Annotated in this window: 19 protein-coding genes; 7 read left to right on the top strand and 12 right to left on the bottom strand. The window is 49.7% G+C overall.

What is annotated here, in order from left to right; translation table 11 throughout:
- Positions 1 to 32 precede the first annotated feature (32 nt).
- Positions 33 to 2,696 carry an alanine--tRNA ligase gene (alaS, locus tag IQ256_RS02155; RefSeq protein ID WP_193853822.1) on the bottom strand — a complete coding sequence of 888 codons (2,664 nt, stop codon included), beginning with the start codon at positions 2,694 to 2,696 and terminating at the stop codon, positions 33 to 35.
- Between the two features lie 665 nt (positions 2,697 to 3,361).
- Here alaS and IQ256_RS02150 point away from each other — a divergent pair.
- Positions 3,362 to 4,483 (top strand): GGDEF domain-containing protein, encoded by a 1,122-nt coding sequence (locus tag IQ256_RS02150; RefSeq protein ID WP_193853821.1) that lies wholly within the window; start codon positions 3,362 to 3,364, stop codon positions 4,481 to 4,483.
- Positions 4,484 to 4,589: 106 nt separating this feature from the next.
- Here IQ256_RS02150 and IQ256_RS02145 read toward each other — a convergent pair whose 3' ends face one another.
- The 3 genes from IQ256_RS02145 to IQ256_RS02135 all read right to left on the bottom strand — a co-directional run bounded on the left by IQ256_RS02145 (position 4,590) and on the right by IQ256_RS02135 (position 7,013).
- Complete coding sequence (locus IQ256_RS02145; RefSeq protein ID WP_193853820.1) at positions 4,590 to 5,303, bottom strand: ATP-dependent Zn protease; 714 nt, start codon at positions 5,301 to 5,303, stop codon at positions 4,590 to 4,592.
- Between the two features lie 28 nt (positions 5,304 to 5,331).
- On the bottom strand, positions 5,332 to 6,246 hold the full coding sequence (locus IQ256_RS29380) for a D-alanyl-D-alanine carboxypeptidase family protein (protein ID WP_370623327.1): 915 nt from the start codon (positions 6,244 to 6,246) through the stop codon (positions 5,332 to 5,334).
- A gap of 86 nt (positions 6,247 to 6,332) precedes the next feature.
- Positions 6,333 to 7,013 (bottom strand): phosphoribosyltransferase, encoded by a 681-nt coding sequence (locus tag IQ256_RS02135; protein ID WP_255516181.1) that lies wholly within the window; start codon positions 7,011 to 7,013, stop codon positions 6,333 to 6,335.
- 85 nt (positions 7,014 to 7,098) lie between these two features.
- On the opposite strand from IQ256_RS02135, the gene IQ256_RS02130 reads away from it, so the two are divergent.
- Entirely contained in the window at positions 7,099 to 8,526 is a 1,428-nt protein-coding gene (locus tag IQ256_RS02130) for an MFS transporter (protein WP_193853819.1), read from the top strand.
- Positions 8,527 to 8,708: 182 nt separating this feature from the next.
- Here the strand turns inward: IQ256_RS02130 and IQ256_RS02125 are convergent, their stop codons facing one another.
- Positions 8,709 to 9,521 (bottom strand): hypothetical protein, encoded by an 813-nt coding sequence (locus IQ256_RS02125; protein ID WP_193853818.1) that lies wholly within the window; start codon positions 9,519 to 9,521, stop codon positions 8,709 to 8,711.
- 205 nt (positions 9,522 to 9,726) lie between these two features.
- Here IQ256_RS02125 and IQ256_RS02120 point away from each other — a divergent pair, with 205 nt between their 5' ends.
- Both IQ256_RS02120 and IQ256_RS02115 read left to right on the top strand, forming a co-directional pair.
- Entirely contained in the window at positions 9,727 to 11,115 is a 1,389-nt protein-coding gene (locus IQ256_RS02120; protein WP_193853816.1) for an amino acid permease, read from the top strand.
- A 125-nt stretch (positions 11,116 to 11,240) separates the two neighbouring features.
- Positions 11,241 to 11,627 (top strand): hypothetical protein, encoded by a 387-nt coding sequence (locus IQ256_RS02115; protein WP_193853814.1) that lies wholly within the window; start codon positions 11,241 to 11,243, stop codon positions 11,625 to 11,627.
- A gap of 246 nt (positions 11,628 to 11,873) precedes the next feature.
- On the opposite strand, the gene IQ256_RS02110 is transcribed toward IQ256_RS02115, so the two are convergent.
- Both IQ256_RS02110 and IQ256_RS02105 read right to left on the bottom strand, forming a co-directional pair.
- The gene (locus IQ256_RS02110) at positions 11,874 to 12,365 is read right to left on the bottom strand and encodes a DUF4399 domain-containing protein (RefSeq protein WP_228024493.1); all 492 of its coding nucleotides are present in this window, start codon (positions 12,363 to 12,365) and stop codon (positions 11,874 to 11,876) included.
- Between the two features lie 198 nt (positions 12,366 to 12,563).
- Positions 12,564 to 13,004: a hypothetical protein gene (locus IQ256_RS02105; protein WP_228024492.1), complete on the bottom strand. Its 441-nt coding sequence runs from the start codon at positions 13,002 to 13,004 to the stop codon at positions 12,564 to 12,566.
- Positions 13,005 to 13,189: 185 nt separating this feature from the next.
- Here IQ256_RS02105 and IQ256_RS02100 point away from each other — a divergent pair, with 185 nt between their 5' ends.
- Both IQ256_RS02100 and IQ256_RS02095 read left to right on the top strand, forming a co-directional pair.
- The gene (locus tag IQ256_RS02100) at positions 13,190 to 13,735 is read left to right on the top strand and encodes an ester cyclase (RefSeq protein ID WP_193853812.1); all 546 of its coding nucleotides are present in this window, start codon (positions 13,190 to 13,192) and stop codon (positions 13,733 to 13,735) included.
- Positions 13,736 to 13,794: 59 nt separating this feature from the next.
- Complete coding sequence (locus tag IQ256_RS02095; RefSeq protein ID WP_193853810.1) at positions 13,795 to 14,409, top strand: restriction endonuclease subunit R; 615 nt, start codon at positions 13,795 to 13,797, stop codon at positions 14,407 to 14,409.
- 55 nt (positions 14,410 to 14,464) lie between these two features.
- Here IQ256_RS02095 and IQ256_RS02090 read toward each other — a convergent pair whose 3' ends face one another.
- Both IQ256_RS02090 and IQ256_RS02085 read right to left on the bottom strand, forming a co-directional pair.
- Positions 14,465 to 16,204: a 2-isopropylmalate synthase gene (locus IQ256_RS02090; RefSeq protein WP_228024491.1), complete on the bottom strand. Its 1,740-nt coding sequence runs from the start codon at positions 16,202 to 16,204 to the stop codon at positions 14,465 to 14,467.
- A 180-nt stretch (positions 16,205 to 16,384) separates the two neighbouring features.
- Entirely contained in the window at positions 16,385 to 16,876 is a 492-nt protein-coding gene (locus IQ256_RS02085) for a redox protein (RefSeq protein WP_193853808.1), read from the bottom strand.
- Positions 16,877 to 17,135: 259 nt separating this feature from the next.
- Between IQ256_RS02085 and IQ256_RS02080 the strand changes: the two genes are divergently transcribed.
- Positions 17,136 to 17,993 (top strand): LysR family transcriptional regulator, encoded by an 858-nt coding sequence (locus tag IQ256_RS02080; RefSeq protein WP_193853806.1) that lies wholly within the window; start codon positions 17,136 to 17,138, stop codon positions 17,991 to 17,993.
- Between the two features lie 63 nt (positions 17,994 to 18,056).
- Here the strand turns inward: IQ256_RS02080 and IQ256_RS02075 are convergent, their stop codons facing one another.
- The 3 genes from IQ256_RS02075 to IQ256_RS02070 all read right to left on the bottom strand — a co-directional run bounded on the left by IQ256_RS02075 (position 18,057) and on the right by IQ256_RS02070 (position 19,539).
- Entirely contained in the window at positions 18,057 to 18,548 is a 492-nt protein-coding gene (locus IQ256_RS02075; protein ID WP_193853805.1) for a GtrA family protein, read from the bottom strand.
- Positions 18,545 to 18,667: a hypothetical protein gene (locus IQ256_RS30000; protein ID WP_255516180.1), complete on the bottom strand. Its 123-nt coding sequence runs from the start codon at positions 18,665 to 18,667 to the stop codon at positions 18,545 to 18,547. Before IQ256_RS30000 ends, IQ256_RS02075 begins: the two co-directional genes overlap by 4 nt.
- Before the next feature lie 95 nt (positions 18,668 to 18,762).
- On the bottom strand, positions 18,763 to 19,539 hold the full coding sequence (locus IQ256_RS02070; RefSeq protein WP_193853804.1) for a response regulator transcription factor: 777 nt from the start codon (positions 19,537 to 19,539) through the stop codon (positions 18,763 to 18,765).
- Positions 19,540 to 19,621 lie beyond the last annotated feature (82 nt).

The following is a 19,621-nucleotide window of genomic DNA, read 5'->3' as shown; positions in this document are numbered from 1 at the left end:
TTACTAGCTAATACATATCAAGCCGAGACTATTCATCTGCCCAGCGCTTCTTCTAACTGGGCTTTTGCCGTTTCTAGGGCTTCAGGTAGCTTAGCCGCGTCACGCCCACCTGCTTGAGCAAAGTGGGGCCGACCGCCGCCGCCGCCGCCAGTCAGTTTGGCAATACCGCCGATAAATTTTCCGGCCTGCAAGCCTTTGCTAATTACTGGCTTGCTAAAAGCAGCAACTAGACTAACTTTGCCTTCGGCAGGAATAGAGCCTAAAACGACTGCGCCATCACCCAGCTTTTGCAGTAGCCTTTCAGCGGCTGTTTTTAGCGCATCGGCTTCTACCGCCTCTAGATTCGCCACAATCACTGGGATTTCGCCTACGGTTTCCGCTTGGCTCAAAAGCTGGTCGGATTTTGCCAGGGCAAGTTCCGACTTAAGCGCGACCAGACCTTTTTGAGCATTTTTGAGTTCGGTTTGCAGAGCAGTGACGCGATCGCTAATTTCTTCTGGCTTGGTTTTGAACCGGGCGCTGAGGTCTCTAACAATGCGATCGCGCACCTCTAGATAATCTAAAACGGCTGGGCCAGCCACCGCTTCAATTCGGCGAATGCCTGCGGCTACCCCGGTCTCAGAAATGATCTTGAACACGCCGATCTCAGCCGTATTGCCTACGTGAGTGCCGCCACACAGCTCCATCGAAATACCGGGGTAGTCAATCACTCGGACTTCATCGCCGTACTTTTCGCCAAACATCGCCACCGCGCCTTTTGCTCTAGCCTCGGCAATCGGCATCGTCTGCACATCAGCGCCGTGCGCTTCAGCAATCCAGGTGTTTACCTGCTTTTCTACCTGCTGCAATTGTTCTGGCGTGAGCGCCTGGGAAGCGTGAAAGTCAAAACGCAGCCGATCGAAATCAACCAGAGAGCCTGCCTGCGAAATCGACTCGTCTACCAGACTCTTCAGCGCCGCCTGTAATAGATGAGTAGCCGTGTGGTTGGCCTGGGCGCGGCGACGGCAGGATCGATCGATCTTGGCACTCACTTGAGCGCCCACAGCTAGGCTGCCGCGCTCTACTTTACCAAAGTGAACAAAGAAACTGCCTTCCTTTTTCACATCTTCAATGCGGATGACCAGGTTGTCGCCCGATAGATAGCCGCGATCGCCAATTTGTCCGCCTGACTCCGCATAGAAAGGCGTCTGGTCTAGCACTATCTGCACATCAGCCCCGGTTTTAGCAAGATCAACTGATTCTCCATCGATTAAGATCGCTTCAACCCGGCTTTGGCTATCGGCGCGCTGATAGCCCACAAACTCAGTCGAGTCAATTTGCTCAGCTAGCGTATCCAAGCTGCCTTGGACTGTTAGATCGATCGTTTCATGCGCGGCTTTTGATCGCTCTCGCTGCTGGGCCATCTCTGCCTCGAAGCCGTCAGTATCTACGGCAATTTCACTTTCTTCCGCGATCTCTTGGGTCAGCTCTAACGGAAAGCCATAGGTGTCATACAGCTCAAAGGCATCTTTACCGGACACTTGTGAAGGCTGTTCGGCTAAGATATCGGCCAGTCTCTTCTCGCCTCTTGCTAGCGTCTTTAGAAACTGGGTTTCTTCTCTATCTAGCTCATTTTTGATTGCGGTTTCGCGAGTGCGTACCGCTGGATAAGCCTCTTCAGAAAGAGCAATCGAACGATCGGCTACCACAGTCGTAAAGGGGCGATCGATGCCTAGCAACTTACCGTGACGCACCGCTCGTCGGATCAATCGGCGCAGCACATAGCCTCTACCGACATTAGAGGCGCTAATTCCATCGGTCACCATATGCATCACTGCCCGCACATGGTCGCCAATCACCTTTAGCGACACTTTCTGGGCATCTGTTGCCCGGTGATAGTCTAGGTCAACGATCTCTGCTGCCGTTTGAATAATTGGCAAGATCAGATCAGTCTCGTAGTTGTTCGGCACGCCTTGCAAAATTTGGGCCATGCGCTCTAGCCCTAGCCCCGTATCGATATTCTGAGCTTCTAAAGGCTCTAAGTTACCCTGGGCATCGCGGTTGTACTGCATGAAGACCAGGTTGTAATACTCAATAAAGCGAGTGTCGTCTTCTAGATCGATACTGTCGTCACCGCGTTCGGGATGAAAGTCGTAGTAGAGTTCCGAGCAGGGACCGCAGGGGCCAGTCGGGCCAGATTTCCAGAAATTATCAGCTTCGCCCATACGAATAATCCGCTCTTCGGGGATGCCGATTTCGTCTCGCCAGATGGCAAAGGCTTCGTCATCGTCTTTGAAGACGCTAGGCACAATGCGATCGGCGGGTAGCTTAAAGACTTCTGTCGAGAGCTCCCAGGCCCAGGCGATCGCCTGCTTTTTGAAATAGTCACCAAAGCTAAAGTTGCCTAACATCTCAAAAAACGTATGGTGCCGAGCGGTGCGGCCTACGTTTTCGATGTCGTTCGTGCGAATGCACTTTTGCGCGGTGGTTGCCCTCTCAAACTCAGCGGCGCGCTGACCCAAGAAAATAGGCTTGAAAGGAAGCATGCCCGCGATCGTCAGCAGCACAGTCGGATCTTCTGGCACCAGCGACGCGCTGATAAGAACCTGATGGTCTCTAGCTGCGTAGAAAGACAAAAACTGCTTGCGTATGTCAGCGCCGCTCAAGAAAGGAAGCTGTGGGGAGCTGAACTTTGAATTTGAAGAAGTAACAGACATAAGCAGAGGACCGCAGGCTCTATAAAAGCTCTGATTTTGGCAGAAGAGCAAAGCTCTCTAGGTTTGATTCAATTTATTTGATTCAATTTGATCAATGTTGCCATACTCTACGACGTTCTATGGCGTTTCGGACTAATTGATTAGAACTAACCGACTTGACTGTGCGCGTTGGTCACCTAGCAGCGATACCGCTCGCAGGGTGTTTCTGGTGGGCGTAGCCTTCTCTATAGTATGTGTTTGAAAGTGGCGCTGTAGTGTTATAGATATCAGGCAACTTATCTATGGATAAGATTAGGAACAAGATAGAGAAACAAGTACTAAGTCATGAACATTAACCAGTAATCTTTAATAGATAAAAGTGTTTAAAGATCTTGTTCCGTTTCGTGAAGAAACTGTCTGCTATTAAGGGAGACTGAAGCATTTGTATCGCTTTGATGGAACCCTTAGCTTAAGATGATTGATATTAAAGGATTGATATTTTTTGATATTTTTCTGTGGATAGCACCTCTGTTTATGCAGCTTTGGCTGTTGACAGGTCACTGAGAATGTCTGTTTTCAGCTTGTTTTTAGCCTAAGGTAGGCTATCCGCTATTTACTTTATTGTCTAAAGTTCTAGTCCGTTCACAGCTAAGTTTTGGTTTCAGCTACAGCAGAATTAGATTTTCATGAACAACGTGTTGCTATTCGGCGAAAAAGAATTTATCACCGGAGTGCGATCGCAAGTCCAAGAACTTAACGAGCTCACCATCACTACCGCTGTGACTACTGCCGAGGCGATCGCATCTGCTAGACACTCACCGCCCGATATTATTATCGCTCACATTCTAAAGCTCGTAGACCACTCAATTTTTAAAACATTTGGCCCAAATCAGAACGCTTATTCAATTGTCATAGAGCGAGCTCAGAGCGATGGCAGCAGGCACTGTCAGCAAGAAAGATACAGCCAGCTAGAGAAGATCCGCCTAGAGAAAACTGCGCGAGCTCTAGAGACGGGTGCAGATGCCTATATCTGGCTAGCATCCGAGAGCGCAGCTTGCGAAAATGAAATGTGCGAAAGTGAGATGGCGATCGCCGCAGGCGTCTCTTCTACTCATCACTCTTTGGCTACGAAGATAAAAGCGCAGACTCCTCAAACTAGACAGCGCAGCGCTTGGCACCTTCAGCTAGATCACTCTCGCCTCATCCAAGCCTATATCCAAAGCGGACTGCATAGAAATCAGCGCTATCGCAACCTTTCTAGAACTAACGACTGGCTTTCAGCAGTTGCCCTCAACGATTCATTGACGCAGATGAGCAACCGCCGAGCCTTTGACATCGCCCTACCCGATCAGATTCAAATAGCCCGCGCTAAAGAACAGCATTTGACTTTGATGGTGGTAGATATCGACCGCTTTAAGCAGGTAAATGACCGCTATGGTCACCTAGTAGGAGACGAGGTACTAAGATCTATGACTAGACGTCTGTCCGGTAACATGCGCTCCTACGATTCGGCCTTTCGCTACGGTGGGGAAGAGTTTGTCATCTTACTCAATGGCACAGATATCGGTGAGGGTAGTGAGATTGCCGATCGCATTCGGCAGTCTATTGCCGACAATCCTTTTCGGGTAAATACGAGTCACGATAGTCATCAGCTCATAACCATCGCCCTGACTGTCAGCATTGGCGTGGCTGCACTCAACCCTGAGGATGACGGTAGAGGACAGAGTCTGCTACATAGAGCGGATCAAAATCTGCTGAAGGCAAAAGCATCTGGGCGTAACCGAGTGATTAGTGAAGTTGGCATGTAACCTTAGTCGGCCAGGATCTAGATAGCATTGGTAAGAGCGCAATATGGCAACTTCTGCATTTCGCTTCAAGTTCTAGGCACTGGGGGTAACGGGCAACGGTGGGGGCCTACCCGATTCCGCTCGCTTCGACTTTGCTAGTCTCGACTCTGTTTGCTTCAATAATTTGCAGACAGCTTTCGACTGACGCTCGCTCAGACATCGCTGTGACCAGAGCGTTATAAGCATCCTTTTGCTTTTCTAACAGCGTTTGGGCCTGCAATAGCGCCCAGCGAATTTGAGTTTCGGTGGCGGCGGCGGTTCGCTGGGTCTGCTGCCACAAGAGCCTCAGCTTCATCTGATCGTCTTCACCACCTGCTGCGCTGCCATAGGTTTGAGTTTCAGCCGCGATTCCGGCCATCCATAAGATGCAATAGCGGTTGATTTGCTGGGCTGAGAGCGTGCCAGTCGCCAGCTCGGCTTCGATAGCGGCTGTATCTAAAACCACACCCCCTAGTCCGGGCATACCTGCTTTAGTCGCTTCCCAAGCGCTGAGGGTATAACTTTGTACCGGGATATCTAACAGGTGCGCGACCAAAAAATGCCCAGCTTCATGGTGAAGAATGCGCTGACGATATTCTGAGGACTGGCGAGAGACCAGATCAACTAGAAGGTTACCGCCTTTGCCCTGAGCGCCAAAGCGATCGATAGCAATCACACCCGCAATGCCTGAAAGCGCGATCGCGACTGCACCCGGTGAAATATTGATCAGTGGCCCTACCAAACTCAGCATGGTGAAGGCGAATACAGAGATCGCAAGCAGATTGAGCGTGGTAGGGTTCATTGCTGTAGAATTGCCAGCTATCTGACAGCTATCTATAGAACAATTCTAGACTCTCTTGGTTGCCGACGTACCGCCAATGCCAGGGTTCATAGGCTACCGACCCATTGTCCTTTGGAAAGGACAGCTCAAAGTTGTAAAAAGGGGCGTTGGCGACTAGCCACTTGTAGGCTGGCGTGGTTTCAAAGCTTTCTTCTAGGAAAGTAGCTGGCTGGCTCTCATCGACAAAATCAACCGCATAACCTGTGTGATGCTCGCTATATCCAGGCGGAGCGCTGACTTCAGCGCGGACGCTCGCACTTTCACCGCGCTCGGCTTTCAAATCAAAATAAAGATAGTTTTGATCCTCTATCGTTCTAAAACCGGAGATAACGCCTAGGTTTACACCGTCAGCCTTGGCCTCTGCTAGCATCGCCTCAATTTTTACCTTCGCCTCCGGCTGAAGCAGAATATTGCTATCGGGCGCTAGCGGTACTAATTGGCTGATGTCGGCCACGCTGTAGCGGCGATGATTCAGTAGCTGTTCGGGTTGAGCGCTATCGGCAGTTGGGCTATTTGTTGAGGCTTCAGCGGAGCTATCTGCTGAAGCGCTAGCCGTGGTGTCTACGGCATCGATAGCTGAACTGGCCGTAGGAACAGAGGTTTCGCCTGAGCGATCGGTCCCTCTACTTGAGAGCGCTGTATCACTATTCCCTCGCCAGCGCAGAACCGTATTTTTGGTATAGGCGATCGCACTGCCGATATAGAAGTTAGTACGTTCTTTCTGCCAAAGTCCAAGACCGCCTAGCCCCACCAGGCCCAAGAGCAGCAGCGAAAGCCAAATGCCTTTGCTAGAAGACTTTGATCGTAGATTGATGCTTTCAATCTCTGCTAGCGAAACTTCTGCTGATTCTCGACGAGCAACAGGAATTTCGTTAGAAGGCAGATCGGTAGGTGGCTTACTCACAGCAGCAGAATTAGGCTTGAGCGACGGGGTTTAGTGTATAGCAAATAGTGACGATTCAGCCATCGGTATGCACTGAGATAAGTTGATTAGCCAGGGATATCAGCTGTTTTAGCAACTTCAGCGACTTCAGTGGTCTCAGCTAATAGAGTCCAGTCCATATCCTCGTACTTCTCAAAGGGCTGATGAATCCAGGGGTTGTTCTGAAGGTAGTGGACAGCGTAGTCAGGCTCGATCACAGAGCAGTCTTTGTGCCAAAGCACGGCTGTGCGAATCTCATCTATGTAAAAACCATATTTGTGCTGTAGCCACGAGATGCTACGTTTCAGACTCTGACCAGAATCAACAAGATCATCGACTAGCAGAATATGTGAGCCGACGTTGGCAGTGGTCATGCTGAGGTCTTTAGAGAAAGTAATCGAGCCGCGAGTGCGGTTGCCTTCTCCACCATAAGAAGCGGTCGAGAGAATAGCTAGCGGACGATCAGAGATGCGGCACAGGATATCGCCGATTCGCAGACCGCCTTTGGCTAAACACACAATCTGATTAAACTGCCAGCCAGAGCGGTGTACCATCAGTGCCAGTTGTTCGATGCTGCGGTGGTAATCTGACCAGGTTACATAAAGATCGGTGGTCTGAGAGTCTAAAGCTTGAGAGTCTGAATCGTGAAAGTTCTGGGTTTGAAGGTCAGGGGCTTGAAGGTCGGGGGGCTGAAGACTTGAAGCTTGAAAGTTAGAGGGTTGGGAAGTGGGGGCTTGAAGGTCTGACATTGGATGAGGGGGCATCTTGCCTGCGAGTGCTGCCGGGCTTACACCACGGTTATTTATTTATACAGGGTTTATACAGGGTTTTCTTATGGCTAATTTAGAGCCACAGCCGCACGCCACGGTGAACTATCCGTCGCCCAAACTAACGCTACCAGTAAAGCTGGCTTATGGCGCGGGTGATATCGGCGCGGGGCTCACTTCTCAGTTTTTATCATTTTTTCTACTGATTTTTTTAACAGATGTGGTAGGAATGCGGCCTGTGGTGGCGGGTTCTGTGCTGGCAGTTGGCAAAGTTTGGGATGCGATTAACGATCCGCTGGTGGGATTGTTTAGCGATCGCATCAACACGCGCTGGGGCCGCCGCTATCCGTGGATGTTCTTGACCGCGATTCCTTTTGGGTTGTCCTACTGCTTTATCTGGATCGTACCGGGCTTTGAAAACGAATGGATGAGCTTTTGGTACTACGTTGCTATCACATCGGTCTTTCAGCTATTTTTCACCACCACCAATCTGCCATACAGTACGCTGACCGCTGAGATGACCCAGGACTACGACGAGCGCACCTCGCTGACTTCTTTTCGGCTGTCTTCTTCTATTGTCGGTGGTCTATCAATCTTGATTGCAGCAGGCGTGCTCTCTGAGGTAATCGAAGATGAAGGCCAAAGGTATATCGTGCTGGGAATCTTGGGCGGGGTGGTTTCGATTGTGACTTTGTACCTGTGCATTTTTGGCACTTACGGCTACATGGTCAAGAAGGCGACAGCGGCAGGGGTGTCGCTAGGCGATGTTGCCGAAGAAGAGCAAGAGTCCTTTGCTCAGCAGCTAAGGGTAGTGGTTCGCAATCGGCCTTTTTTGTTTGTAGTGGGGATCTATCTGTTTTCTTGGTTGGCGCTCCAGATTACGGCGGCGGTGATTCCGTTTTATGGCAAGTACTGGATGAATGTGGACGGCAGCCTGCTGGCGCTGATTGTGCAGGGGGCGGCGATCGCTATGATGTTTGTCTGTGCGGCGCTGAGCAAGCGAATTGGTAAGAAGAATCTGTATTTTTTAGGCTCAGGGATTTGGGTTCTAGTACAGGTGGCCCTGTTCTTTTTACAGCCGGGACAGACAGGGATTTTGTTTGGGCTGTGTGCGATCGCAGGCTTTGGTGTAGCGACGGCCTATGTGGTGCCGTGGTCTATTTTGCCGGATGTGATTGAGCTAGACGAGCTGAACACGGGGCGGCGACGCGAAGGCACGTTTTATGCTTTTATGACGCTGCTGCAAAAGATTGGACTGGCGCTAGGTATCTATCTAGTGGGCCTAGCGCTAGAAGTCTCCGGCTTTGATCAAAACCTGGATCAGCAGTCCGAGTCAGCGCTGACGGCGATTCGCTTCTTTGCGGGGCCAGTGCCGCTAGTACTTCTTATTTGTGGCATGGTACTGGTGTATTTCTATCCGCTAACAAGGGAAATGCACGCGGAAATCATGCTGAAGCTGGCAGAGCGAAAGCGGCTAGAGAAGGAAAGTATTTGATTCTGCGGCGGTTTGATTCTGAAAAAGAGCACACAGATGAACTCGCCATCCATGTGCTCTTGTCTGCTTTATATGATCTAGATACATGTGCTCTAGAGCTAGGGTGTATCAAAAGAGAATGATACGAGAATCAACCGCTAGCGTCACTTTCTAACTTTCTTTGGTTGAGTCATAGCCCTAGTTTATTCGGGTACGGCGGAAGGATAAACCATATCTGCAACAAATACGGGCTTGGTTTCGTACTCAGCTTCAATAGTTTTTTGTACAGAAAGATCCCACTGCAAATCGTAGTCCCTTTCAAAGTCGGCTGCGATGTAGGGACGCAGCACGCCAGTTGCGGTGACAATCTCATCTTCTTGAACTGTCGAGGCTAGCTCGCCAGGAATGACTAATAGATCGTCTCCACCAAACAGCTCATCTTCATCTAGGGTGAATAGACCAGATTCGAGAATATCTTCGACTTCGCCCTCTACGGCAATTCGCTTATCGTAATAGAACTCTGGATTTGCTGTGATATCACCTGGGTCAGGAGCCAGCGCAATTGATTGGGCAATAATAACGGGCTGGTCTTCGTACTCATTGTATAGATCAGCATCTAAGGTCAGGCCATATTCTGTAGAGACAGCCGTCATCGCAAAAGTCTCGACCTGTCCAGTGACCTGCACTTGAGTCTCACCGACATCAGGAACAACAAAAGGCTCTGAAGAAGCATTAATCACTAAGATGCCTTCTCCATTAAAGTAGTCATCGTCTGCCATCAAGAAAGCAGTCTCGTCGACGGTAGCTTCAACCTCACCCCGAATAGTCACCTCTTCACCTACGTAGCTGGCGGTGTCGTCAACTAGCTCTTCGCTGGTAACATTGGCTTCTTCAGCAGCGGTATCAGTAGTCTGAGGCGATCCACACGCTGGTAGCAAAAATAGAGAAGCTGCTGTCAATAGCTTGAAGGCAGTTGCCTGGCTGCTCGGTTTATTATTCACTGATCTAGTTCTCATATATTATCTCCTCAATTTATGTAATATTTCCCAACTCTACAATGTAAGCAGCTTCACCCCAGCATTAGTTCTCCCTTCCGGCCTAGCTGTTTGTATCTTAGGATACAAATTTCTGCCCAAAAGCAGGCAGACGTTTTGCTGCGGTAGCCTACGCTTACCTGCGTGACTCCATTGCTTACTCTTATATTTGACGCCGCGTTCTTATATGACCCTTTTCTCAAACTTAGAACTTAGCGGCACCCGGCTAAGGCACCGCCAAGGCAGCGTGTTTGACAGCGCTACCTTGATCGCTGGGACGACAGTTGGAGCCGGTATTTTGGCATTGCCGCTGGTGACGACACCCGCAGGATTGCTGCCTTCGACGGTTTTGATGCTGCTGTCGTGGCTGTATATGCTGATCTCTGGTCTGCTAATTGCAGAAGTAAATCTACGGGTAATGCAGCGAATAGGGCGATCGCAGGTAGGTCTATTGGCGACCATCCAAAACAGCCTGGGTCGGCGCGGTGCGATCGCCTCTGGAGCTGTCTATATCTTTATTCACTACGCACTACTCGTAGCCTATGTCTCTAGAGGTGGCAGTATCCTTACCGCTGCGCTAAAAAACTCATCCCTATCCTTTTCAATTCCTGCTCTTTCGACTGCCTGGATGGGTCATCTTATTTTCGTCCTGGTTTTTGGTGGCATTCTCTTTTGGGGAAGTGAGCGTTTCGTTAGTGGATTGAACAATATATTGGTGGCGGTTGTCGTGGCTGCTTTTGTACGGCTGCTGTGGCTGACTTTAGAGAAAGTCGAGGTCTCGCGCTGGGCTAATCAGCACTGGGAGGCAGCGGGCGCTATTATTCCGGTGATGTTTGTTGCTTTTGTATATCAGAATGTGGTGCCGATTGTCACTCATCAGCTAGAAGGAGACAAGCAGCGGGTGCGACGGGCAATTGTCTTAGGCTCTTTGGTACCGCTGGTGATGTTTGTCGTCTGGAATGCAGTGATTTTGGGTAGTGTGGACTGGCGAGGCGGCTGGCTCGACGGGCTAGAGCCGACTGAATTGCTAAGAGGCGGCTTGGGTCGACCTGAGATACAGACGGCAGCGTCAGTATTTTCTGAATTTGCGATCGCGACTTCTTTTATTGGGTTTGCGCTAGGTCTATTCAGCGTGTTTGAAGATGTTTTTAGAGACTTCAGGCCCAGCAATCTTATCTTGAGAAAAGTGCTATTTTATGCTCTGATTTTGTTGCCACCGCTAGCGCTATCGGCGCTTAATCCCAATATCTTCTTGAGCGCAGTGAGCTGGGCAGGGGCTTTTGGCAATTCCATCTTGTTCGGGATAGTACCAGCGCTAATGATGTGGAAACTTCAGGATAGAAAATTTCAGGATAATAGGCCAGAGGCTAACTTGAGCAATCGGCAGAATGAGACAATGGGTGAAAGAGCAGGTGAGCAGTTAGACGAGAATTCCACCGAGAAGTTAGGCAGAAATTCAGTGGTCGCATCTTTGCTCTTCTACGGCAATCGAGTTTTACTCAGTGTGATGATAGGGGTTGCTTTCCTCGTAATTATCCAAAATGCTGTAATGAAGCTAGGTCTGTGGCAGCACTGACGCCGTTGAATCTATGTCATTGAGGTTAGGCAGTCTATCTCCTTTGTTAGAAGCTTTTTGTTTAGCCACACCCCTATGCTGTCTAGAGAAATAAAATTAGGAAAAAATAAGGAGACTACATCTTTATGTTTAAAGCGACCACTCGCGCTGTAACAGCATTTGTTCGTCAGCTAAAGCAGCTTCAGATCGGCCAGCGGCTACAGAGCTTTGTTGCGATCGCCTTCGTTGGCATGTTTTTACTGACCACTAGCATAGACAGCTCTAGCCTCAGTGGCAGCACCAAAGCTATGCTCAATGACATGATCACCCGTGGTGAAGCGGACGGACGCCCGGTTACCACCGCTCAGTGGAGAGCCGAGAACAAGCAGCTAAAAGGCAACCCTGGAGAGCGGATAGAACGCATTGCAGAAGAAACCGGAGACGCTGTTGAAAACATGGCTGAGATCTACCCTGGCAATGCCAAGAGCGTTTTGCCTGGAATGTCTAACGATTCTCTAGAGCGAGACGACTAGTCTAATTGGTTCGAGTGATTGTGGAGAAAATTATTGGCTAAGTTTCCTTTTTCATTGTTAGGCATTGTTAGGCGGATAATCTGCTAAAGATGATCTATTAGAGTCAATAGATAGAGCCAATAAAACTAGTCAAAAGCCCCGGTCGCGATAAGACGATCGGGGCTTTGATTATGAATAGCTCAGTTTATGGATAGAGCAAGCACTAATAGCTGGACTACGGATGGACAGAAGCATCTATTAGAACCGCTATTCCACCGTGATCTCAATCTTCTTTGAAAGTACCGGATTGTCATGCGGTATATGAGTATAGTTACCCAGCAGCAGCTGAAGCGTATGTTCACCAGCGGGTAGCTCGATAGTGGCTTCTGTCTGGCCGCCGCCAAAGTGCCTGATCTGAGCTGTCGCCGGCAGCGGGTCTTCTAAACTAGGCAGCTCGTCTACGTCGATCAGTAGGTGGTGGTGCCCAGTGCCTGGTTTATCCACGCCAGCCGGAGCAATGCCCATTCCAGCTAGGCCGAACTTAACCGTGAATTCTGGGGAGACTGTTTGACCGTCGGTAGGAGAAATGATGTAGGCTTTTGTCTCCGTAGACGCATGAGAGGGCGCGGCGATCGCGCTAGGCACAGCCCCTCCTATGAGCAACATGCCCACAGTCAATAGAAGACAAGATACAGACCCTATCCAATCGCCTATTCGCTGACTCCTTAGATGGAGCAGAGCAGGCACCGCAGAAATCATATTGAAACCTCTTGACAAGACACGCTGTCGACTATTGTACCGTCTGATACAGCGCTGAGGTGGCTAGTATTGTGATCGACAGCTAGCAGCTCTATACCTAGCTCTATACCTAAAAGTATCTTCAGATGTACGTGTTTAGCGTCGACATACGAGAAAGCAGAACATGCGCTAAACGACTACCTTTAGGTAAAGGCATCTCTATTCGACTGCTGCGCGCGTGTCTAAGTCTCTAAGATAGTAGAGGGCAAAGCAGGCGGCTAGCATCGGCCAAGCAGCATAGAATAAAATATTGGCAGATTCAAACGGCGCTAGATATTTCGGAAAAGAGATTAGCGTAGAAGCGGTATGCATCAACAGCACGAGACCGTAAGTAATTCGCTTTTGAAAGCCAATCAGAAAGCCAAGCATAATTAATAGCTGAACCGCGCCTAATGCATACGATGCCAGCGCGCCAACTCCGCTGATTCCATAGAAAGATTCAAAGACAGCAGCAACGTGCTCTGGTCTGGCAAATTTATCAATTACCCAGATAAACATCGCGATAAAGATACTAATCCGAGTCAGTAGCAACACTAGTGAGACTCGCCGGGTGATCGGTGTGCTAACGACAGTGGGGCCATCTACGTTCATTTCTACCATGATAATTTCCCTATAGCTGGTGCGTTTTTGCTGTGATTTATTTTGGTGCGATCGCCCGATCAAAAGATGAGAGCCTTCTAAGAAGCCCCTAAAAAACTACTGATGGTCGGCGAATGCGATCGCCGTTAGAGATGCCGTATAATTTGCCTACTCAAGCCACATAATGATTCTTCAGCGGGCTAGCTATGTTTCACGACCTACTGACCGTTCAAAACCAAGCGCTAGTCCTACGCTTCTACAAAGCTTTTGACGATCGCCATCTGCAAACTGGCCTGTCTCTACTGTCGCCAGATTTAGTCGCGCATATGGCTGGTGTAGAAGCACCGCTCACACAGGCTGGATTTGCTGCGCTCGGCACAGAGGTATACAACGCTTTCCCAGACGGTCGCCATCATTTCAGCCAGACCGTTGCCCGTAAAGACAAGGTCACCACCTGTGGCATTTTCACTGGAACTCACCTCGGCAACTTTAAAGGAATTCCGGCTACCGGCAAGCAGATCAGCTTTAGCGTTATGCATATCGATCGCGTCAGCCACAGCAAAATTGTTGAACACTGGGGACTCGGCGATAGTCTTTCGATGCTGCAACAGCTCGGCATCAAGGTCGTCCCCGGCCCGAACGTTTTGATGAAAATGGGCCTAAAAGCTGGGAAAAACCTCACGGGCGGCACATTCGAGCGGCTGCGCTCTATCACCCAACCCGATCACTACCCTCAGCTTCCTGGGTATTAGACTGCTCATTATAATAGGAAGATGGACAGAAGAGTAGGAGATGTTTCTTGGACTAAAATATGTTCAAAGTTCTGCAAGCTAACAGACTGACGCTACGCGAGGTAAAAGACAAGTTTCAGCTTCGGCTAGAAAACAGTTCTGACTTTTTTACAGAATGGCAGGATGCTTCCTGCGAGATAGATGAGCATGGCAAAGAGACCTTAGATCAAGCTCAAGCTGGTTTTCTGTATCTAACCGAATATCCTGTGCAGGAAGCTTTAGTCAAGATGGTAGTTATTTCACCTGTGTTGTCAGTCGCTGGCTTTTATCAGCAGCCGTTTCGCACGTTCGCAGAGAAAGCCATGAGTATAGCGGTAGAAGCTGAGGAAGAAACCATCCGGGGTCGAATCGATGTTTTAGTCGTCGATGGCAGCTTATGGGTATCTGTCATTGAGGCAAAAGGCTCGCAGTTTAGCTTAAATATAGGGTTACCACAAACGCTTGCTTATATGGCGAGCAGTCAGCAGCAGGAACGCCCCTACTTTGGCTTGATCACCAATGGAACGGAGTTTGTCTTCGTCAAGCTTCAGGCGGATACTGGCCTGTATGCTCTATCTAAAACGTATTCTCTGAACAATCCAGGAAACGACTTGTATGAGATTGTTGGCGTTCTTAAGAAGCTTAGTACGCTATGAATCAAGTGCCTCCTCAACTAGTCCATATTTCCTGAGCTGATCAGCTAAACCCCTGCTAAATTCCTGTGCCTACAGGCACTTTATCGCGCTGAGGGTGAACGCTAGTGCCAGCCTGTATCGCTGTATGCAGGCGATTGAGGGCGCTGATGTATGCATAGGCAGAGGCGACGACGATATCTGTATTCGCTGCGTGACCAGAGTAGATTCTTTCACCGTGGCGCAGGCGGATGGTGACTTCGCCCATGGCATCAATACCAGCGGTGACTGATTGAACAGAATATTCGATTAGATCGTTAGGAATATCTACGATTCGGTTAATAGCTCGATAGATAGCGTCTACTGGGCCCGTACCAATAGAGGCATCGGTCAGCTCTTGGCCGTCGGGGGTGCGAATGGTGATGGTGGCTGTGGGCTGGGCATTGCTGCCACAAGAAACCTGAATCAGCTCGGCTTTGAAGTGCTCCGCGACTTGCAGGGTTTCGTCATTAACAATGGCTTCTAGATCGCGATCGCTAATCTCTTTTTTCTTATCGGCAATATCTTTAAACCGCAAAAATGCTCTGTTTAAATCCTGATCGCCGAGGTCATATCCCAATTCTTTTAAACGGGTGCGAAACGCATTGCGGCCCGAATGCTTGCCCAAGACAATTTGATTGTCATTGAGGCCGATCAGCTGGGCGTCCATAATCTCGTAGGTCAGACGGTTTTTCAGCACGCCGTCTTGATGAATGCCCGATTCGTGAGCAAAGGCATTGGCACCGACAATGGCCTTATTGGGCTGCACTAGCATGCCCGTAACATTAGAAACTAGGCGAGAAGACTTGTAGAGTTCTGGAGTCTTGATATTGGTGAGTGGTGCTTCGGAGTCTGTCGGTAAACCAAAGAACGGATTAAAATACTGCCGCCGCACGTGCAAAGCCATGACTAGCTCTTCTAAGGCAGCATTGCCAGCGCGTTCTCCAATTCCGTTGATGGTGCATTCTAACTGACGCGCACCTGCTTTGACCGCTTCTAGAAAGTTAGCAACAGCCAGCCCTAGATCATTATGGCCATGAACTGAGATGACTGCTCGAGCGATACTGGGGACGTTTTGCTTGATACCGCGAATCAGATTGCCAAATTCACCCGGCGTCAGATAGCCGACGGTATCTGGAATATTTAACGTGGTTGCACCAGAGCGGATCGCCTGCTCCAAAACTTCGTATAGAAATTCGGGCTCACTGCGACCGGCATCTTCTGGGGAAAATTCCACGTCGTCAGTAAAGCTGCTGGCCAAGCCCACCATCTCTTCAGTGATCGCCAGTACTTCCGAGCGAGACTTTTTGAGCTTGTACTTCATATGGATATCTGAAGTCGCAATAAAGGTGTGGATCCGACCTTTATCAGCAGGAGCCACTGCCTTGGCAGCCGCTTCGATATCTCTTTTAGTCGCCCTAGCTAAGCCGCAAATAGTCGGACCATCTGGCGTACCGATTTCGCTGGCGATCGCACGGACTGCTTCAAAGTCGCCAGGGCTAGCAAATGGAAATCCAGCTTCGATAATGTCCACATTCAGCCTGGCTAGCTGCCGGGCAACTGCCAGCTTTTCGGCTACGTTCATCGTGGCCCCAGGTGACTGCTCACCATCGCGCAGCGTGGTATCAAAAATCAGCACTCTATCCAATGCTGGCTTACCCAGTTCTGGTTTACCTCGTTCTGGCTGGGCCTGTCGCGGCTGAGCAGATTCTGGCCCGGAAGCCAGTCGATTAGAAGTTGGTTGAGAAGAGGATGTGCTGGCTGGGCTGAGCTGGGTCATTGCAAAGGGTTTTCGGTTTCGAAAATGGCGCTTCAACGTTAGCTTTCTATTTTAGAAGGCACTGTTCCAATCGGGGCAATAGATTTGGAAACAGACGCATAGATAATCCTTTGCAATGATCTTAGGCTTGCTGTGTGACGTTGGTTACCCGGTTGAGGTAGGGCTTGCTCTGCCGCTCTATCAGGCAGCTTGAGGAAACGCTATTTCGTCAAACCCGTGGTAGAAGGGACGCATTCGAGCAGCCAGCAGGTCACGCAGCTTAGGAATATCATTACTGCTATAGACTCTAAACTCACGCTGAACGTTTGTTGCTTCAGATCGCACTGCCTGGTTAATAACTAGCGAACCTTTGATATCAGATTCCGAACGATGAAAAGTACCGGGTGGAATGCGGAGGATATGACGGTTGGCATCTAGGCGCACCACATGATAAGGGTGAGCCCACTCGAAGTTGATCAGGTGAAAGGTACGCCCGCCCGAAAGCGCCAGTAGATTGTCTTCTTGGTAAGAATGGAGATAGAACTGCCAGGCGTTATTCGTATCGTTGTTTGGGCTGATGGCAGGGCCCTCGTGGTACACCAGATCTCTCGCGTTGGAGGTAGGAACGGTGATATCAAAAAACTGAACGCTAGGTGTGTCTCTGAACTTTTTAAAGTCGAGTAGCTGGAACATGACGAGGAAGAGCCCTTTAAATCGGAGCGTGTGGTTGAACTACTTTGATTACTTTGCCCACTTTCTCTAGTACAACTTTCTCTAGTACATTGGTAGTCGCTAGAATGCGATCGCCCCTAGGGATAGCTGGCCTGGAGATAGCTGGCCTGATGGCTTACAGCTTGTTCTTGCAAGCTGGCTTCACCTTAGCCTCAGCTTCATAGAGGAATCAAACCGTCTGATGACGCACATCTATGCGGAAAGCGAATAGATAACGGGTATGAACATCTTTCAGATAGAGGTGCTGGCGGCGATAGTAACGCACGGAACCTTCTCGGACGCGGCCATGCATTTGGAGATATCACAGTCTGCAGTCAGCCGGGCGATCGCATCTCTAGAAGCTGAGCTGGGCGTGCCGCTATTCATCCGGGGGCGTTCGGGCGCTAGGCTAACGCCTGTAGGCGAACGGGTAATAGTCCATGCCCATCAGATGCTAGATATCAGAGAACTGATAGATTACGAAGTCAATCTAGAAAAAGGGCTGTACAAATCGCGGTTGCGAATCTCTTCTTTTCGCAGTGCGGCTACTCACCTATTGCCAGCGAATATTGCTCGCTTTAGGAATCGATTTCCCTATGTAGAAGTTGTTCTTGTTGAGCTAGACCCTGCTGGAGTAGAACAGTCTTTGAGAGAAGGGCAAACCGATATCGGCCTAATCTCCCTGCCCCGATCGGAAGAATTTCGGACGGTTGAAATCACCCGAGATGAGTACGTAGTGCTATTACCAAAGAGTGAGCCGCCCCCACCCAAGGATTTAAGCTGGGAAGCGCTATCTGCGTATTCTTTTATTTTGTTTAACTACGCTGAATGTACCAGCGCGGTCAGAGAGCACTGGGAGAAGTGGGGACAGTCTTTTGAGGTGGCGTATGTGATCAAGGAAGATTCTACGATCGTCAGTATGGTAGCGCAGGGGCTAGGGGCAGCGATTTTGCCTCGGCTGGCGGCCATGCCAATTCCAGATGATGTGTATGTGCGATCGCTACCAGTTCGGCTAGATCGAGTCATTGGCGCAGCGACACTGGCTAGCACCCCACCTGCCCCGGCGGTCAAGATGTTTTTGGACTTGCTCGGTAGCTAGAAGCAAAGTCTGATTACAAACGCTCTTATTGTCGCAGTCTCTAATGCTATCCTCTATCTGCATTTATCTACGCCAGCTCAGCTTGAGATTGAGCCAGAAGTTCCAAAGGGTGACGAGGGCGATCGCGCTCACCTTGGCAACGTACTCATCCGCCGTATGCGTCCATTTCCCAACCGCTACTTGACTCACCAGAGCCGGAATCTGTTGCACAAACGGCAGTAGCAAAATTCCCTCAATCAAAAGATATTGCAGTGCAGCGCCGATCAAACAGACAGAGTGAAATTTTAAAAATCGTTGAAACCTAGCTGGCCAGCCCTTTTGCTGCTGGGCGATATCGGCAAATGTCCAGGCATCATTCCAGAAGAAGTTGTTGATGATGGCGGCTTCGATAGAGAAAAGGATACTGGGCGATCGCGCTAATCCAATCTCAGTTCGCAATAGATGAAAGACAATAAGGTCAACAAACACGCCGCTGAACCCAACAATGCCAAACCGCAAAAATCGAGCGAATGGTAACTGTTGTAATTTTCTTAGATAGCGAACTTTGGTGCTCATGAACCCAGCTCAATCGTAGGAACGGTTACGACCAGCGTTCCCAATGCAGCAGGCTGAGAGACTGAAGCCAAAATCATCGCGCCGAAACACCAATACTGAGATGCGATCGCAACTCGCATTCGTCATTCGCCAGTATTAAGCGCCAGTCTTTAGCTACGCCCCTGTGGTAGTGGTCTGAGACTGAATAGAAGTCCATTCCAGTAGAAAACTAAAACTAACCTAAGCGATAGCCAAAGCCGCGTACGGTTTTTAGATATTTGGGCTGGCTAGGATTTTCTTCTAGCTTTTCGCGCAGCCAGCGAATATGGACGTCTACTGTCTTGTTATCACCCATAAAATCGTAACCCCAGACCTGATCGATAATCTGGTTGCGCGACCAAACGCGCTTGGGCTGACTGAGCAGTAATTCTAGAATTTTAAATTCTTTGGGAGAAAGGCTGACTTCGGTGCTGCCTAGAAAGACGCGGCATTCATCGGTATGCAGGGCAATCTCGGCAAAGCGGAGGATGGATTTTTCGTCGTCGGGTTTGGCCTGTGACTGGCAGCGTCTTAGCAACGCCCGACAGCGGGCGATCAGTTCACGGATGCCAAAGGGCTTGGTGAGATAGTCGTCTGCACCGACTTCGAGACCGAGGACGCGGTCGGTCTCGGTGCCTTTGGCGCTGAGGATGAGGATGGGAATGTCGATGCCTTGATGCCGAACCAAACGGCAAAGGTCGAGCCCGTTCATGCCAGGAAGCATCAGGTCTAGAATAATCAGGTTGATGTCTGAGATAGCCTGCTGAGTTTTTTCTGCTCCGCCTCGCTCTAGGCCCCCTAGAATCATTTCTAACGCGCGTTGGCCGTTATCGGCTACGCAGACTTCAAACCCTTCATCAGCCAGGGATAGCGCCACTGTCTCGCGGATTAGCTCTTCATCCTCGACGAGTAAAACTTTGCCCAAACCGATCCGAACATCCGTTTGAAGCTGGGGCGAGGTCAACGCAACCATTGAGTATGTCCTATGTATATTTACGGCTAGAGACTATAGGCAAATCTTACCAGGTCTGCATGGCAATTTTGACAGCGCTTTT

Source organism: cf. Phormidesmis sp. LEGE 11477 (assembly GCF_015207105.1).
Lineage (GTDB): Bacteria > Cyanobacteriota > Cyanobacteriia > Phormidesmidales > Phormidesmidaceae > Phormidesmis.
The sequence above is the reverse complement of the archived record's forward strand: the minus strand, read 5'-3'. Positions and strand labels throughout refer to the sequence as shown.

Bases quoted from the DNA above. Each gene is read 5' to 3' on its own strand.
- alaS (WP_193853822.1), bottom strand. From the start codon at position 2,696: ATGTCTGTTACTTCTTCAAATTCAAAGTTCAGCTCCCCACAGCTTCCT.
- IQ256_RS02150 (WP_193853821.1), top strand. From the start codon at position 3,362: ATGAACAACGTGTTGCTATTCGGCGAAAAAGAATTTATCACCGGAGTG.
- IQ256_RS02145 (WP_193853820.1), bottom strand. From the start codon at position 5,303: ATGAACCCTACCACGCTCAATCTGCTTGCGATCTCTGTATTCGCCTTC.
- IQ256_RS02135 (WP_255516181.1), bottom strand. From the start codon at position 7,013: ATGTCAGACCTTCAAGCCCCCACTTCCCAACCCTCTAACTTTCAAGCT.
- IQ256_RS02130 (WP_193853819.1), top strand. From the start codon at position 7,099: ATGGCTAATTTAGAGCCACAGCCGCACGCCACGGTGAACTATCCGTCG.
- IQ256_RS02125 (WP_193853818.1), bottom strand. From the start codon at position 9,521: ATGAGAACTAGATCAGTGAATAATAAACCGAGCAGCCAGGCAACTGCC.
- IQ256_RS02120 (WP_193853816.1), top strand. From the start codon at position 9,727: ATGACCCTTTTCTCAAACTTAGAACTTAGCGGCACCCGGCTAAGGCAC.
- IQ256_RS02115 (WP_193853814.1), top strand. From the start codon at position 11,241: ATGTTTAAAGCGACCACTCGCGCTGTAACAGCATTTGTTCGTCAGCTA.
- IQ256_RS02110 (WP_228024493.1), bottom strand. From the start codon at position 12,365: ATGATTTCTGCGGTGCCTGCTCTGCTCCATCTAAGGAGTCAGCGAATA.
- IQ256_RS02105 (WP_228024492.1), bottom strand. From the start codon at position 13,004: ATGGTAGAAATGAACGTAGATGGCCCCACTGTCGTTAGCACACCGATC.
- IQ256_RS02100 (WP_193853812.1), top strand. From the start codon at position 13,190: ATGTTTCACGACCTACTGACCGTTCAAAACCAAGCGCTAGTCCTACGC.
- IQ256_RS02095 (WP_193853810.1), top strand. From the start codon at position 13,795: ATGTTCAAAGTTCTGCAAGCTAACAGACTGACGCTACGCGAGGTAAAA.
- IQ256_RS02090 (WP_228024491.1), bottom strand. From the start codon at position 16,204: ATGACCCAGCTCAGCCCAGCCAGCACATCCTCTTCTCAACCAACTTCT.
- IQ256_RS02085 (WP_193853808.1), bottom strand. From the start codon at position 16,876: ATGTTCCAGCTACTCGACTTTAAAAAGTTCAGAGACACACCTAGCGTT.
- IQ256_RS02080 (WP_193853806.1), top strand. From the start codon at position 17,136: ATGAACATCTTTCAGATAGAGGTGCTGGCGGCGATAGTAACGCACGGA.
- IQ256_RS02075 (WP_193853805.1), bottom strand. From the start codon at position 18,548: ATGAGCACCAAAGTTCGCTATCTAAGAAAATTACAACAGTTACCATTC.
- IQ256_RS30000 (WP_255516180.1), bottom strand. From the start codon at position 18,667: ATGCGAGTTGCGATCGCATCTCAGTATTGGTGTTTCGGCGCGATGATT.
- IQ256_RS02070 (WP_193853804.1), bottom strand. From the start codon at position 19,539: ATGGTTGCGTTGACCTCGCCCCAGCTTCAAACGGATGTTCGGATCGGT.